Below are 13,981 nucleotides of genomic sequence, written 5' to 3' on the forward strand. Positions count from 1 at the left end.
ACCATGCAGGTTGCGGCGCCCCCGAGCGGCCCACACATCCTCGGCTTCGACGTCATCTGGATCGCGACGATCCTCAGTGCCGTCGCGACCTTCGCCGTGCTGTTCGCCGCTTATGCAGCGACGACGGTGAAAGACCCGATGGCGCGACGGGTGAAAGCCCTCAACGAGCGCCGCGAGCAGCTGAAGGCGGGCATCGTTGCCTCGACCAACAAGCGCAAGAGGCTCACCAATCGCAACCAGGCCGCGGACAACGTCCGGCAGCTCCTGTCGCAGTTCAAGATGCTTCAGGACGACCAGGTCAAGAAGACGCAGATCCGCCTCATGCAGGCCGGCATCCGCACCAAGGACCTGGCCTTTTTCATCATCTTCGCGCGCTTCGTGCTGCCGGTCGTGCTCGGCATCGGCGCAGTGGTGATGATCTACATGCTCAACCACTGGCCCGACTGGGGATGGTTCCGCCGCTATGCGACCGTCGCCGGCGTGCTCGTCGGCAGCTACAAGGCGCCCGACGTCTGGCTGAAGAACAAGGTCCAGAAGCGCAGCAACGCGATCCGCAAGGGGCTCCCGGATGCCCTCGACCTCCTGGTGATCTGCGCTGAGGCAGGTCTCACCGTCGACGCCGCTTTCGGGCGGGTGTCACGCGAGCTTGGCAAGGCCTATCCTGAACTTGGCGACGAGTTCGGACTGACTGCCATCGAGCTCGGCTTCCTCAACGAACGCCGCCAGGCCTTCGAGAATCTCGCGCAGCGCGTCGATCTGGAAGCCGTACGAGGCGTCGTTACCACCATGATCCAGACCGAAAAGTACGGCACGCCGCTTGCAAGCGCACTGCGCGTCCTGTCCGCCGAGTTCCGCCATCAGCGCATGATGCGCGCGGAAGAGAAAGCGGCGCGGTTGCCCGCGATCATGACGGTACCGCTGATCCTGTTCATTCTTCCGACGCTCTTCGTGGTCATTCTCGGCCCGGCGAGCTGCTCGATCCACGATCACTTCCTGAACGGCTGACGAATGGAGGGAACGCGGCGGTGCGCTGAAGCGTAGTCGCCGCGTAACCCCTGTCGTTCGGGAGCCGACATGAACATCACCACCGATCCCAACCTGTGGGCGATCTGCGCCCTTACTTTCCTCCTCGGCATCCTCATCGGGGTATTCCTGACCGCCGGCGGGCGGCGCAAATGGAAGACACGCTACAACAGCGAAGTCGAACGGCGGCGCGAGCTCGAGAAGGCGCACGAGGATCGCCAGCGCGAGTGGGACGAGCGCGAGAAGGAATGGCGCGAGCGCGACAGCCTGCGCGGCGCTGCGGTCCGGAACCCGGCCGAGGACCGGCCGCTCTAGCCCTCGATCCTGCTAAAGTCGGCGACGCGACCGACGCTGTCGCGAAAGCGCATCAGAAGATTGAGGCGCCGCTCGCGCTTGGCGGGATCGGGGTCGTTGACCGTCACATGGTCGAAGAACTGGTCGATGGGGCTCCGGAGCGACGCCAGCGCAGCCATCGCACCGGCGAAGTCTTCGCAAAGAACAGCAGAATCGGCCTTGGGCTCGGCCGAATCGAGGGCGGCGATCAACGCTTTTTCCTGCGGCATGTCGGCCCCCGCCGTCCCTGATGCCATCTCGGCAACAGCGTCCTTGAGGATCGGCTCTTCGACGAGCACCAGCGGGTCCTCTTCACCTGTCTGCGGAATTCCCTGCGAGGCCGGCGAGCCCATCACCTGCGGACCCGTCCAGTTTTCCTTTCTGAGAATGTTGGCGGCCCGCTTGTAGGCGGTGAGGAGGTCCGCGCCGTCTTCCGTTTCGATGAACAGCTGGAGCGCCTTCACGCGGGCGAGCAGTCGCACCAGATCATCCTCGCCTCCAAGCGCGAAGACCGCGTCGATGAGGTCGTGTCGAACCCCGGCCTCGCGTTGCTGCACCTTCAGGCGATCGGCGAAGAAATCGAGAATTTCAGGGGCAGTTCGGTCAAGTCGGTGTGCGCCTGCTTCCTCCCCCGATTGTGCAGCGCGGATTGCAAGTGCGCCGCGCACCGCCTCGGCGAGCCCCACCCGCAGAGAATTTTGGACGATGAGTTCTATCGATGCGATTGCGGCTCGGCGAAGCGCGAACGGATCCTTTGAACCGGTCGGTTTCTGGTCGATGCCGAAGAAGGCGCAAATCGTGTCGAGTTTGTCCGCGAGCGCCACCGCAACGCTGACGGGAGCCCTTGGGGCCTCTCCCTGCCCGATCGGCTTATACTGGTCGCGAACCGCCTCGGCGACGGCCGCTGTTTCGCCCTGGACCTCGGCAAGATAGCCCCCGATGACGCCCTGCAGCTCAGGAAACTCGCCGACCATTCCGGTGACGAGATCGGCTTTGGCCAGCCTTGAAGCGCGCTCGACCTCGTCGGGATCGGCCTTGAGTGTGCCGCTTTCGACCAGCCATCGCGCCAGCCTTGAGATCCGATCGACCTTGTCTGCGACGGTCCCGAGCTTCTCGTGGAAAACGATCCCGCCAAGCTTTCTCGCCTGCTCCTCGAGAGGAATCTTGAGGTCTTGCTCCCAGAAGAATCGCGCATCGGCGAGGCGCGCTGCGAGCACTCGCGCATTTCCCTTGCTGATCGCCTCCCCGCCATCGGCCGCGCCGACGTTGGCGACACATACGAACGCCGGCGCAAGCAGGCCTTCGTCATTGGTGCAGGCAAAATATTTCTGATTGGTGCGCATCGTGAGGACGATGACTTCCCGCGGCACGTCGAGAAATTCGGGATCAAAGCGGCCAACCAGCGGCACCGGCCATTCGGTAAGCCCCGCATTTTCGACAACCAGCCCTTCGTCCGGCAGGAGTTGAAGCCCTGCCGCTGCCGCTACGGCGGCGGCCCCGTCGCGGATCAGTCGCTCGCGCTCCTCCTGGTCGACGATCACATGGCACGCTCGAAGCTTCTCGGCGTAGTCGGCAGCTCCACCGATCGTGATCGGGCCCGGGTGGTGGAAACGATGCCCGAACGTCGTCGCGCCCGATGCAATGCCGTCGATCTCGACCGGCACGATCTCTTCGCCCAGAAGCGCGACGATGCCGTGAAGGGGGCGCACCCACCGGAGTGTCCCGGACCCCCACCGCATCGACTTGGGCCAGGGGAAGTCAGCAACGATGCGCCTGACGGCCTCACCAAGAACGACGCCGGCGGATTGTCCTGCCCGTTCGATCAGGGCGAAATAGACGCCGTCGCGATCCTCGAGCTGCTCCCGGCGGAGCCCCGTCTTGCGAAGGAAACCCTCAAGGGCCTGCGGCGGGGCGGAAGTGCGCGGCCCCTTCACTTCCTCGCGGCTCGCAAGGGTCGCTTGCGCGACCTCGCGCGCGATCAGCACCAGCCGGCGCGGTGTCGAATGGACATCGATTTCGCCGGTCTTCAGTCCCGCCGCCTGGACACACTCGGCGAATAGGCGCGCAAGATCGTTGCGGGCCTTCGCCTGCATTCGGGCCGGGATCTCTTCCGACAACAGTTCGAGCAGGAAGTCGGCCATCAGGCGGTGCGCTCCAGCCACGCTCCGCAGGCCGCCTTCGCAAGGTCGCGCACGCGCCCGATATAGGCCTGGCGCTCGGCGACGCTGATCACTCCCCTAGCCTGAAGCGTGTTGAACAGGTGGCTGGCCTTGATTGCCTGCTCATAGGCGGGGATCGGCAGCTTTGCCTCGAGGCACCGTTCGCTTTCGGCCGCAGCCTTGCGGAACAGCTCGAACAATGCGTCGGTGTCGGCGACCTCGAAATTGTAGGTCGACATCTCGATCTCGTTCTCGCGGAAGACGTCTCCATAGGTGACGCCGGCATCGTTGAATTTCAGGCTGAACACGTTGTCGACACCCTGGATGTACATAGCGAGGCGTTCGAGCCCGTAGGTGAGCTCACCAGTTACCGGCCGGCATTCGAACCCCCCGACCTGCTGGAAATAGGTGAACTGGGTCACCTCCATCCCGTCACACCATACTTCCCAGCCAAGACCCCAGGCGCCGAGCGTTGGACTTTCCCAGTCGTCTTCCACGAACCTTATGTCGTGCTTCAGGGGATCAATGCCGATCTCGCGCAGGCTGCCGAGATAAAGATCCTGCAGGTCATCCGGGCTTGGCTTCAGAACGACCTGGTACTGATAGTAATGACCCAGCCGGTTCGGGTTTTCGCCGTACCGGCCATCGGTGGGCCGGCGGCAGGGCTGAACATAGGCTGCGCGCCACGCATCGGGACCAAGCGCGCGCAGCACCGTCGCGGGGTGGAACGTCCCTGCCCCCATCTCCATGTCATAGGGCTGCAGGATCACGCAGTCCTGTGCGCCCCAGTAGCGGTGGAGCGTAAGGATCAGGTCCTGGAAGCTCAGGCTCAAGCGGAAATGCCCCGTCGAAGGTGGTTTCCGGCGCTTTGGCGGATGCTTCGCGGAGGGGCAAGTCGGGGTTCAGCTTGTGCCCGTTAGCGACCCATGCGAACCCTCGGGTGAGAGGATTTGAATTGATGGTGAAAAATTTCCTTCGGCGGCTCGTCACCGCGCTTGGCGTACCGCTGATTGCCTTTGGCGCCGTGCCGGCAGCGGCGCGCGCACCGCACGCTGCAAGGCCGGCCTTGTGGGAGGTGAGCGATCCCGACACCACCATCTATCTCTTCGGAACGATTCACTTGCTTCCCGACCAGGTTCAATGGCGAACCCCCGCCTTCGACCAGGCGGTTGCAGGCTCGCAGGAACTGGTCGTGGAGACGATCATCGATGACAAGAATCCCGGAAAGCTCATGTCCGCGATGGCGAGCCTTGGATTTGCAAACGGCCTGCCGCCGCTCATCCAGCGTGTACCGGCGGGCAAGCGTATGGCGCTTCAGGAAGCGATGAAGAAGAGTGGCATGCCCGTCCAGGCGCTGGACAAGATGAAGACCTGGGCCGCGGCCTTCATTCTTCTCGGTGACAAGTTTCGCGCACTTGGGCTTTCAGGCGGCGTCGAAGGCGTTCTCAAGAACGACTTCACAACTCATGGAAAATCAGTCGGCGAGCTCGAGAGCAACCTTGAACAGCTCAGCTTTTTCGATCGTCTTCCCGAGAACGCGCAACGCTCCCTCCTCGAAGGCGCGATCGAAGGCGACAAGTCGATGAACGCGGATTTCTCAGGGATGCTCCAGGCCTGGTCGAAAGGCGACGTCCAGGGAATTGCGCGCACCTTCGACCGGGATCTTTCGGCTTCCCCGGCGCTCCAGCAGGCATTGATCCACCAGCGAAACGCCAATTGGAGCAAGTGGATCGAATCGCGGATGGCTCAGCCCGGCGCAGTCCTCATCGCGGTCGGCGCCGGCCACCTTGCCGGCCGGGATTCGGTGGTCGAGATGCTCAAGAAGGACGGCTACCGGGTTCGCCGCCTGCAATAAGCGGCCGCAAGGCCGGTCCTCGAGGCTATCAGCCGATAAATGTTCACCTTTTGCCGGTTTTCGCTAGACTTTTCTTAACGAGTTGATGACCATCATTCCAACGTATCGGGCTGGGGGGTCCGATGCCTGGATCGAGGGTGGTCGGGGGACCGCTCCCCGCTGCGACGAATGCGCCGCGCCGATGTCCGGGTATCCCTCGCTCCAGCGCCATTCGCCTCGGGAGGGTGATGGATGGTGAATTTGCTCGCCGCTGCAGCGCTGGCCGCCGCATCGCCGATGACCGTGCCCAATGCGGCTCCGCCGGCCGATCAGCCTGCCATGTTCATGGTCCGGGACGCCGACACGACCATCTACATTTTCGGCACCTTCCACGCGCTCGACGGCCATTCGCAGTGGTTCGGCGACCGCGTCAGGGACGCCTTTGAACAATCGAACGAGCTGGTCCTGGAGACCCTCGTTCCCGAACAGCCCCGGCAGGCCTTCCTGCTTCCTACTCCCGGGTTCAAGCCGCCCTCGGTCACGCCGTCCGCCTCGTTCCTCGCAACAACCAGGATGGCCATCAGCGCCGGCCGCTCGCAGGGCATGCGGGTCGACAACGGTGCCGACATGGTACTTCGGCACGTGGCCGAGGCCGAAGGCAAGGATGTCGAGGGGCTCGAGACGCTTCAGTCGCAGCTCGACATGTTCAACCGTCTTCCTTCATCGCAGCCGGCGATAGCGCCCGTACCGCGGGCAGGACAGCCGGTCGTCGTCGGCGCCGGCCCGCTGGAAGGCCTTTCGAAGGCGATGTCGGAAATGCAGTCCGCCTGGAAGCGCGGTGACCAGAGCGTCTTCGTCCGGATGCTCGGCCAGCTCGAGAACGCCTCGCCCGATACCTACCGGATGATGTTCACCGAGCGGAACGAGCGCTGGGCCGACTGGATCAGGGCTCGCATGCAGACTCCCGGCACCGTATTTGTCGCAGTCGGCGCAGGCCATCTTGCGGGCAAGGACAGTCTCCTTGTGCGGCTGGCCGAGCGCGGCATAGCCTCGCAGCGGGTCAACTAGGTCGGTCGAACTTGCTTTTGCGGCCGCCCTCGACTAGGGCGCCCCTTCCCTTAGCCATGGTCATCCCTGGAGGCGTGGCGGCGGGTTTTTAGCAATCGGAGTATAGCCAAATGAGCGAACAGCTGACGCTGCCCGCCGAGGCGCGCGACCGGGCTGGCAAGGGAGCCTCCCGCGCACTGCGCCGCGACGGACGGGTTCCCGCCGTGGTCTACGGCGAAAAGAAAGAGCCTCTCTCGATCCATATCGAAGAGAAGCTTCTTTCAAGGATGCTTTCCACCGGTCACTTCATGAACACGGTCGTGATGATCGACTTCAAGGGAAAGGCGCATCGCACCTTGCCCAAGGCGATCGATTTCCACCCGGTCACGAGCCGCCCGGTCCACGTCGATTTCCTGAGGATCGGCGAGCACACCAAGGTGCACGTTGCCGTGCCGATGCGCTTTGACAACGAGGAAGCCTCACCTGGCCTCAAGCGTGGCGGCGTCCTCAATGTCGTGGTGCACGAGCTGGAGCTCGTCTGCGACGCGGCAAGCATCCCGAACGAGATCCACGTGCCGCTCGACGGCCTCGAGATCGGCGATTCCATCCACATCGGTACCGTGAAGCTCCCGGAGGGCGTCACGCCGGCCAATACGGACGAGGATTTCACCGTCGCCACCATCGTTGCTCCTTCGGCAATGAAGGCCGAGGAAGAAGAAGAGGCTGCACCTGCGGGCGAGGTTCCGACGGTCGAGGGCGAAGCCGAGGAAGGCCAGACGGAGGGCGAAGGCTCCCAGGCCGCCGAGGGCTGATCCAGGAAATATACAAGACGACAACCGCCCGCCCTCACCGGCGGGCGGTTTCTTTTTGGCTGCCGCTCAGGCTAGGTGCGCCGCGATGCAAATCTGGGCGGGTCTTGGCAATCCTGGCGCGAAATATGCGCTGCAGCGCCATAATGTCGGCTTCATGGCCGCCGATATCGTCGCCGAGGCACACGGCTTCGGGCCATGGCAGAAAAAATTCCGCAGTCTCATCGCCGAGGGCCGAATCGGCCCGGATCGCATCCTGCTGCTGAAGCCGCAAACCTTCATGAACGACAGCGGTGACGCGGTTCAGCAGGCGCTGCGCTTCTACAAGCTCGACGTCGACGCGCTGACCGCCTTCCACGACGAGCTCGATCTTGCGCCGTTCAAGGTCAAGGTGAAGGTCGGCGGCGGTACCGCCGGACACAACGGGCTGCGGTCGATCGACGCAAGCCTTGGACCCGATTTCAGGCGCGTGCGGATCGGCATCGGTCACCCTGGTCCCGGCCGCAAGGACCTCGTTACCCCCTACGTGCTTGGCAATTTCGCAAAGGCCGAAATGGAGCCGTTGAGCGATATGCTGGCGGCAATCGCGAGCGAGGCGGAATGGCTCGCAGGAGGCGATGATCCGCGCTTCATGAGCGAAGTGGCGCTTCGGCTGCACCAGGAGCCCTGAAGGGAGGAGTTGGCGTAAGCCCGACCCGCTCCTTGGCCGCCGACATCATTTTGGCGAAGACGGGATGGTCCCTGAGGTTATCGAGGTTCGGATCATTGGCGGCGAGGCGAATGATATTGGCTCCGGCATTGGCAAGGACGGGCTCAAGCATCTCGACGGCCCCTTCCGGATCGCCGAGGACCTTGTTGGTGCCCCAGGCAAGATTGTACCTCATCTGGAGGTTCTCAGGATCGACAAGCAGGCAGCGTTCGATCCAGTCGGCTGCCCTGTCCATGTTTCCAAGTGTGGCAAGGCCCATTGCGCCAAAGGCAAGCGCAGCGCCGTTGTCAGGATCGCTCGCGAGCACTTTTTCGACCTGTACGAGGAGCCTTTGGGAAGTTCGCCGGGCATCGTCGAGGTCACCCCGGCCATAATAATATGCAAGGAGCATCCCGAGGCCGTGGTAATCAGCCTCCATGACCCGCGTCGCTTTCTCGAGGTAACGGGCCGCCTCCTCGGCCCGTCTCTGCCGGTAGAATAATCGTGCGGCCTCCTTGTTGACCTCCCATGAATCGGGGCCAAGCTCGAGCGCGATCGCAAGTTCGCGATTGGCATCGTCGTGCCGGCCTTCCTGGGCGAGACGCCAGGCCTTTGGCAGATGCGCTTCGGCGATGTTCGGATCGAGAACGAGCGCCTGATCGGCAGCCGCCGTACCATCATCGACCGCCTCGCTTGCGGCAAATCCGTGGCAGAGGTTCGACTGGGCGAGTGCCATCAGCGCCCAGGCCTGCGGATATTGAGGATCAAGCTCCACCGCGCGCCTGCAAATGCGGATCACCTTTTCCTCGCGCCGTCGATCGCCAAAGTCGCCGGTAATCCACGACTGACGCGCCATCAGATAGAGATTGTACGCGTCAGAATTCGTCGTTCCCCTCTTCTCGATCGCTTTCTGCTCAGCCGGCAGGAGCTTGAGCTTCAGCGCTTCGACGATCGCTTTTGAAATCTCGTCCTGGATCTCGAAGATGTCCGTCAAATCGCGGTCGTAGCGTTCGGCCCAGAGATGGTCGCCCGTTGTTCCGTCGATCAGCTGGGCAGTGATCCGGACCCGTCCACCCGCCTTGCGCACGCTTCCTTCGAGGACGTGGCTGACCCCGAGCTTGCGCGCCACCTCGCAGATATCGACGGCGGCTCCCTTGAAGGTAAAGGCGGTGTTGCGGGCCGTGACCGCAAGCGCCGATACTTTGGAGAGATCGGTGGTGATGTCCTCGCTGATGCCGTCGCTGAAATATTCCTGCTCGGCGTCACCACTCATGTTCTGGAACGGTAAGACGCAAACCGCGAACTCGCGCCGCGAGCGGGTTTGCGAGGCCTGATGCTTCGCGGGGCCCACGAGCTCGGCAAGGCTTGAAAGGAGCTTGGACCATCCCGGGGCATCGGCGCTTCCGTCCCAGGCGGAGAGATCCGCGCACTGGATCTGGTTGAATGGCAGCGGGGGTATCGTTCCATCGAGCGTTGCTTGCGCAAGCTTGCCCGCCGATCGCGCCGCATCAGCCTCCGCCCTGACCCACTGAGACTTGGCTGCCTCGCTGGACCAGAGAGCAACAAGCGCCTTTGCGCCGGCGATCCGCTCCTCGATGACTTCGGCGTACGGCCGGTGTGCAGGAAGCTCGTCATCGCGCCAGACGCGGTAACCCTCAGCTCGAAGTGCCTCGACAACACTTCGGGCATGCGGCTCGTCTTGCCGCGCATAGGACACAAACACGTCCGACATTCAGCCCCTTCCCGGCTCGATATCAGGACTCTACGGCGAGTCCATGGCACGTCGACTGTTCGTCACCCAGGTTCACGAGGGGGAGCTTGCCGATGATGCGCTCCTCAAAGATCTCGCGCATTCGATCCGGATGCTCGCGAGCGACGACCAGGCGGGACGCGGCTGGTCAAAAGAGCACGGCTACGCCGGCTATACGAGCTACGCCTCTCTCAACGACTTGCCGCGCCGCGACCCCGCCTTCGGGGATCTTGCAAAGCGGCTCACCCGGCACGCGTCGCAGTTCGCCGAGGAATGCGCATTTGAACTTTCCCGCAGACCCAGGCTCGACAGCCTGTGGGTGAACCTGTTGAAATCCGGTGGACATCATAGTGGACATGTACATCCGCACAGCATCATCTCGGGCACCCTCTACGTCGAGGTCCCGAAGGGCGCCGGCGCGATCCGCTTCGAGGACCCGCGTCTTCCGCAGATGATGGCTGCGCCGCAGCGTCGCAGAGATGCCGACGACGAGCTGCAGCCGTTCGTGAGCATCCTTCCCCGTGCGGGACTGCTCCTCCTGTGGGAGAGCTGGCTGAGACACGAAGTCCTTCCCGGGACCGGACGGGGAGAACGCCTCAGCATTTCCTTCAATTTCAGCTGAGCTCGATCACCGCTCCCCGACCCGCGGGCTCCACAGGATCGGCGTGTAGACGTACAGGAACAACAGCAGGGCGGCGCCCCAGAACGCACCGGCGACGTTGAGCATCGTCGAATAGGCGCCAAGGCCGAGCGAGGCGGTGACACGCAGCAGCGCGCCAAGGGCGGCTGAAGCATAGGCGAACACGGTGATCGGCGACGCCCTGAGGTCGCGCCCTGTATGCCCAAGGGTCGCGCGGGTCATGACGGCAAGGATCATTGTCGTCATTCCGCCTGCCGTCAGCGCATGGACTCCAGCGCTCTCCGGGACATCGAGGCCGGCCCGCGAAAGGCCGAGCAGCAAGAGCCCCGTAGGGACCCAGAGATAGCCGACGTGGAGGATGAGTACCAAGGGATCTCTCATCGTCCGAAGCCCTCCCCACCGCGAAAGGCGCAGCGCCTGCGCCAGCGCGGCAAGGACGAGCATCCAGCCCGTGAGCGGCTTGTTTGCGAATGCGACCCAGAAGAAGAGCGCGATCGCTGTCGTCGCGATCACGAGAAGATCGAGGCTCTGGGGCTGCGTCGGAAGCGGTCCATCCGAGCCCTGCTTCACCATCCAGTTTCTGGTGAACGAGGGAATGATCCGCCCGCCAATCAGCGAGATCATGATGATTACGAGCGATATTGCACCGCGCCAGCCGTAACCGCCGGAGATGGTTCCTGCAGCTTCCGCATAGTCCGCGGCGTCGGCCAGGGCGAAAAGGAGCACGAGCCCTACGACCGGCATGTTGCGGTTGTTGCTGGCAAGCACTTCGCGGCCGGCGAGGAGAGCAAGGGCAACGAACAATCCGACGTCGAGGAGCGCGGCGGGCCACAGCCCGGCGAAGGCTGAAAACAGAACGGCGAGCCGCGATGCGGCCCATAGGCCGAAAAGCGAGAGCAGCGGCTTGCCGGCAATGGGAAGCCGGCCCGTCCAATTGGGGATCGCCGTCAGGAGGAAGCCCGACACCGCCGCTCCGACGAAGCCGAAGATCATCTCGTGGCGATGCCAGGCGAGGGCGTCGAACCGTGTTGGAAGACTGACCCGGCCCCCAAGCGCGCAAAGCCAGAGAGCGATTGCGATCACGGCCCAAACGGCGGCACCGAAGAAGAACGGTCTGAAGCCGCCCCGGAGGAACGGAAGGGTCGCCGCCATTCGCCGCTTCCTTAGTGCAAGCATCTGCTCGCCGCGGGTTTCGACCTTGAGCTTTCCGCTCATTTATTCGGCCGGCACCGGCACCGGAGTTTGCCGGGATTCTCCCAAAGTTCCGATCGGCTTTCCCAGTTTCGCGATGAAGTCCCAGCCCATGATCAGTGCGCCGGCAGAGAAGACGACGTCCCCGGGGAGGCGCATCCACTGCCAGAAGCGGGTCTGGTCGTAGAAGGCCTGGCTGCGCGCCCATGCAAGCCCGTGCTCGTATACGGCGTTGAGTTGTGGCCAGCCGATCGGGAAGAAGTGAAGGAAGATCCACATCACCAGCCCCGCATTGTAGCACCAGAACGCGATCCGTCCTGGCGTCTCGTTGAACTGCGCGTCGGGTCCGGCACGATAGCGAAGACAGAAGTAAATGAGGCCGAGCGCGAGAAGGCCGAATGCACCAAACAGTGATGTGTGCGCGTGGTTGAGCGTCAGGAAGGTGCCGTGTTCGTAATAATTCACGAGCGGCGCATTCAGCGTTCCGCCGCCAAAAACTCCGGCGCCGACGAAGTTCCAGAAGGCCGAGCCCAAGATATAGAGGTAGGCTAGCCCATAATCGAAGGCGGCTCCGGCGCCCTTGATCAGGCGGTGCTGGGTAATCGCCTCGAGAATGAGAAGAACCAGAGGAAGAACCTCGATGAAGGAGAACATCGAGCCCAGTGGCACCCACATGCTGGGGCCGCCTGCCCAATAGAGATGGTGCCCCGTGCCAAGCACGCCTCCCATGAAGATGAGAATGAGCTCGAGATAGACGGAACGCTCGGCGAGCGTGCGCGACACAAGACCGAGCGACATCAGAAGGTAGGCGCTCATTGCAACCGCGAAGAACTCGAAGGATTGCTCGACCCAGAGGTGAACGACCCACCAGCGCCAGAAATCGGTAAGCGTGAAGGACTTCTCGATTCCGGTGAGCGGAATCATCCCAAAGACATAGAGGACGGCGACATTGATTGTCGCTGCCCAGATCAGGTGCTCCAGCCGGATGCGGCCACTCCAGAATTGTTTGGTCGCTTCAACGAGAACATCGCGTGATGGCCACAGGGCACGGAACATGAGACCGCTCCAGCTGAGCAGCGCGACGAAGAACAGAATCTGCCAGAAGCGGCCGAGCTGGATGTAGGAAAGGCCCTGGTTCCCGAACCAGAACCAGCCTTTGTCGATCACCCCCTGGATGCCGAGATAATTTCCGGTGAGGGCTGCCGCGACGACGAACAGCGAAACCCAGAACAGGAGGTCGACGAGCAACCCCTGCCCTTTTGCTTCGCGTCCGCCCGCAATGGCTGGCGCGATGAAAAGCCCGCTCGCGATCCATCCAAGCCCGATCCATATGATCGGCGCCTGTAGGTGGAAGCTCCTCAGGAAGTTGAAGGGAAGGATGTAGTTGAGCTGGACGCCGTAGAATGTCTCCCGGTCATAATAAGAGTGAGCCATGATCGCACCCGCCCCTTGCGAAGCAAGGAACACCAGCGCCACCACAATGAAATATTTGCCCGTCTTGATCTGGCTCGGGGTCAGCGCCCGATAGGTTGCGAGACCACGTTCTCTCGGCTCATCATCGGGATGCTCGAGATAGGCTCGGTAGAGCCACAGCACGAACCCCATTGCAAAGAAGGTGAAGCAGAAGCTGATCCAGGTCCATTGGAAGGTATTCGTGGTCGGGGTGTTCCCGACAGAGGGTTCGTAGGGCCAGTTCTCGGTCCATGACGTACCTGGCTGACCTGGACGCCGGGCTACGGTCGTGATTGCGGAATAGATGATGAAGTCGGCGGTCCTCGCGCGCAGGCCCGGGTCGAGACTTCGCGCGGGAACCCAGCCCGCCGACAGATTGCTCGTACTGAGCTTCGTCGAGAGCTCGCGCTGGAGCTGCCGCACTGCCTGCGCAGCTGCGTCCGGAAGAATCACGATTGGTTGGGTGAGATCGATTTCATGGAGCTGCTTCTGCATCGTCGCGGTGACCGCGGCGTCCGAGAGTGCCTCGGCACGCGAGGAGGCAGGAGGAGTGGTCATGACGGGCGCTGACTGGCCTGGCCCTGCCGTGGCGAGCGACCCGTTACCAGGCGCGGCCGTACTTGGCGGGATATTCCCCGATCCGGCTAGGTTTTGCTTGGTAAGCACGCCCAGCCGAACGAGGGTCGAGGCGGTATAATCCTCCCCGAAATAGGACCCCATGCCGTAGATGCTGCCGTAATCCATGAGGTCGGCTTTCTGGAAACCAGCCTTGCCGGCGGCGATGTCCTCGCCCGTCATGATCGCGGTTCCGGAGCGATCCTTGAAGACTTGCGGGTGCGGAGGCACCATTTCGTAAGTGAGGACCGTTGCCCATCCAAGGAGCGCAAAACAGAGGATAGCGGTCACGAGCAATATCCATTTGAGGATATTGCTGATGGGGTCGACCGATGGTTGAGCTAGTTCCCGGTCCTGCACGTGCGCCCTCCCTATTAAAACCTCCGCCCTCAGGAAGTTGCGGCCGGCCGGGCTTCGGCCATTGGAATTGTGCGCCGCAA

12 protein-coding genes are annotated in these 13,981 nt (G+C 62.9%); 7 read left to right on the top strand and 5 right to left on the bottom strand.

Annotated features, from left to right (window positions below; all coding sequences use genetic code 11):
* Nucleotides 1–3 precede the first annotated feature (3 nt).
* Together V8192_RS09270 and V8192_RS09275 are read left to right on the top strand one after the other, a co-directional pair.
* On the top strand, nucleotides 4–1,005 hold the full coding sequence (locus tag V8192_RS09270) for a type II secretion system F family protein (protein WP_341632790.1): 1,002 nt from the start codon (nucleotides 4–6) through the stop codon (nucleotides 1,003–1,005).
* Between the two features lie 69 nt (nucleotides 1,006–1,074).
* Complete coding sequence (locus V8192_RS09275; RefSeq protein WP_341632791.1) at nucleotides 1,075–1,338, top strand: hypothetical protein; 264 nt, start codon at nucleotides 1,075–1,077, stop codon at nucleotides 1,336–1,338.
* Here V8192_RS09275 and glyS read toward each other — a convergent pair.
* Together glyS and V8192_RS09285 are read right to left on the bottom strand one after the other, a co-directional pair.
* A complete protein-coding gene (glyS, locus tag V8192_RS09280; protein WP_341633322.1) occupies nucleotides 1,335–3,497 on the bottom strand; it encodes a glycine--tRNA ligase subunit beta in 2,163 nt (720 codons plus the stop codon). The genes V8192_RS09275 and glyS overlap by 4 nt on opposite strands.
* Entirely contained in the window at nucleotides 3,497–4,348 is an 852-nt protein-coding gene (locus V8192_RS09285; protein ID WP_373276339.1) for a glycine--tRNA ligase subunit alpha, read from the bottom strand. The genes glyS and V8192_RS09285 overlap by 1 nt, the downstream gene beginning before the upstream one ends.
* Nucleotides 4,349–4,473: 125 nt before the next feature.
* Between V8192_RS09285 and V8192_RS09290 the strand changes: the two genes are divergently transcribed.
* The 4 genes from V8192_RS09290 (at nucleotide 4,474) to pth (ending at nucleotide 7,875) form a co-directional block, all read left to right on the top strand.
* The gene (locus V8192_RS09290; RefSeq protein ID WP_341632792.1) at nucleotides 4,474–5,370 is read left to right on the top strand and encodes a TraB/GumN family protein; all 897 of its coding nucleotides are present in this window, start codon (nucleotides 4,474–4,476) and stop codon (nucleotides 5,368–5,370) included.
* Nucleotides 5,371–5,601: 231 nt separating this feature from the next.
* Nucleotides 5,602–6,417 (top strand): TraB/GumN family protein, encoded by an 816-nt coding sequence (locus V8192_RS09295; protein WP_341632793.1) that lies wholly within the window; start codon nucleotides 5,602–5,604, stop codon nucleotides 6,415–6,417.
* Between the two features lie 110 nt (nucleotides 6,418–6,527).
* On the top strand, nucleotides 6,528–7,208 hold the full coding sequence (locus V8192_RS09300) for a 50S ribosomal protein L25/general stress protein Ctc (RefSeq protein ID WP_341632794.1): 681 nt from the start codon (nucleotides 6,528–6,530) through the stop codon (nucleotides 7,206–7,208).
* A gap of 85 nt (nucleotides 7,209–7,293) precedes the next feature.
* Entirely contained in the window at nucleotides 7,294–7,875 is a 582-nt protein-coding gene (gene pth / locus V8192_RS09305) for an aminoacyl-tRNA hydrolase (protein ID WP_341632795.1), read from the top strand.
* Here the strand turns inward: pth and V8192_RS09310 are convergent.
* Nucleotides 7,835–9,625: a TIR domain-containing protein gene (locus V8192_RS09310; RefSeq protein WP_341632796.1), complete on the bottom strand. Its 1,791-nt coding sequence runs from the start codon at nucleotides 9,623–9,625 to the stop codon at nucleotides 7,835–7,837. The two genes, pth and V8192_RS09310, sit on opposite strands and share 41 nt — an antisense overlap.
* Nucleotides 9,626–9,668: 43 nt before the next feature.
* Between V8192_RS09310 and V8192_RS09315 the strand changes: the two genes are divergently transcribed.
* Nucleotides 9,669–10,265 carry a TIGR02466 family protein gene (locus tag V8192_RS09315; RefSeq protein ID WP_341632797.1) on the top strand — a complete coding sequence of 199 codons (597 nt, stop codon included), beginning with the start codon at nucleotides 9,669–9,671 and terminating at the stop codon, nucleotides 10,263–10,265.
* A gap of 6 nt (nucleotides 10,266–10,271) precedes the next feature.
* On the opposite strand, the gene V8192_RS09320 is transcribed toward V8192_RS09315, so the two are convergent.
* Nucleotides 10,272–11,498, bottom strand: a complete 1,227-nt coding sequence (locus V8192_RS09320; RefSeq protein WP_341632798.1) for an NnrS family protein — start codon at nucleotides 11,496–11,498, stop codon at nucleotides 10,272–10,274.
* Nucleotides 11,499–13,901, bottom strand: a complete 2,403-nt coding sequence (locus V8192_RS09325) for a nitric-oxide reductase large subunit (protein ID WP_341632799.1) — start codon at nucleotides 13,899–13,901, stop codon at nucleotides 11,499–11,501. It abuts the gene before it with no gap.
* Nucleotides 13,902–13,981 lie beyond the last annotated feature (80 nt).

Origin of the sequence: Sphingomonas agri, assembly GCF_038148795.1 — a bacterium.
In the GTDB taxonomy this organism is placed as follows: domain Bacteria; phylum Pseudomonadota; class Alphaproteobacteria; order Sphingomonadales; family Sphingomonadaceae; genus Sphingomicrobium; species Sphingomicrobium agri.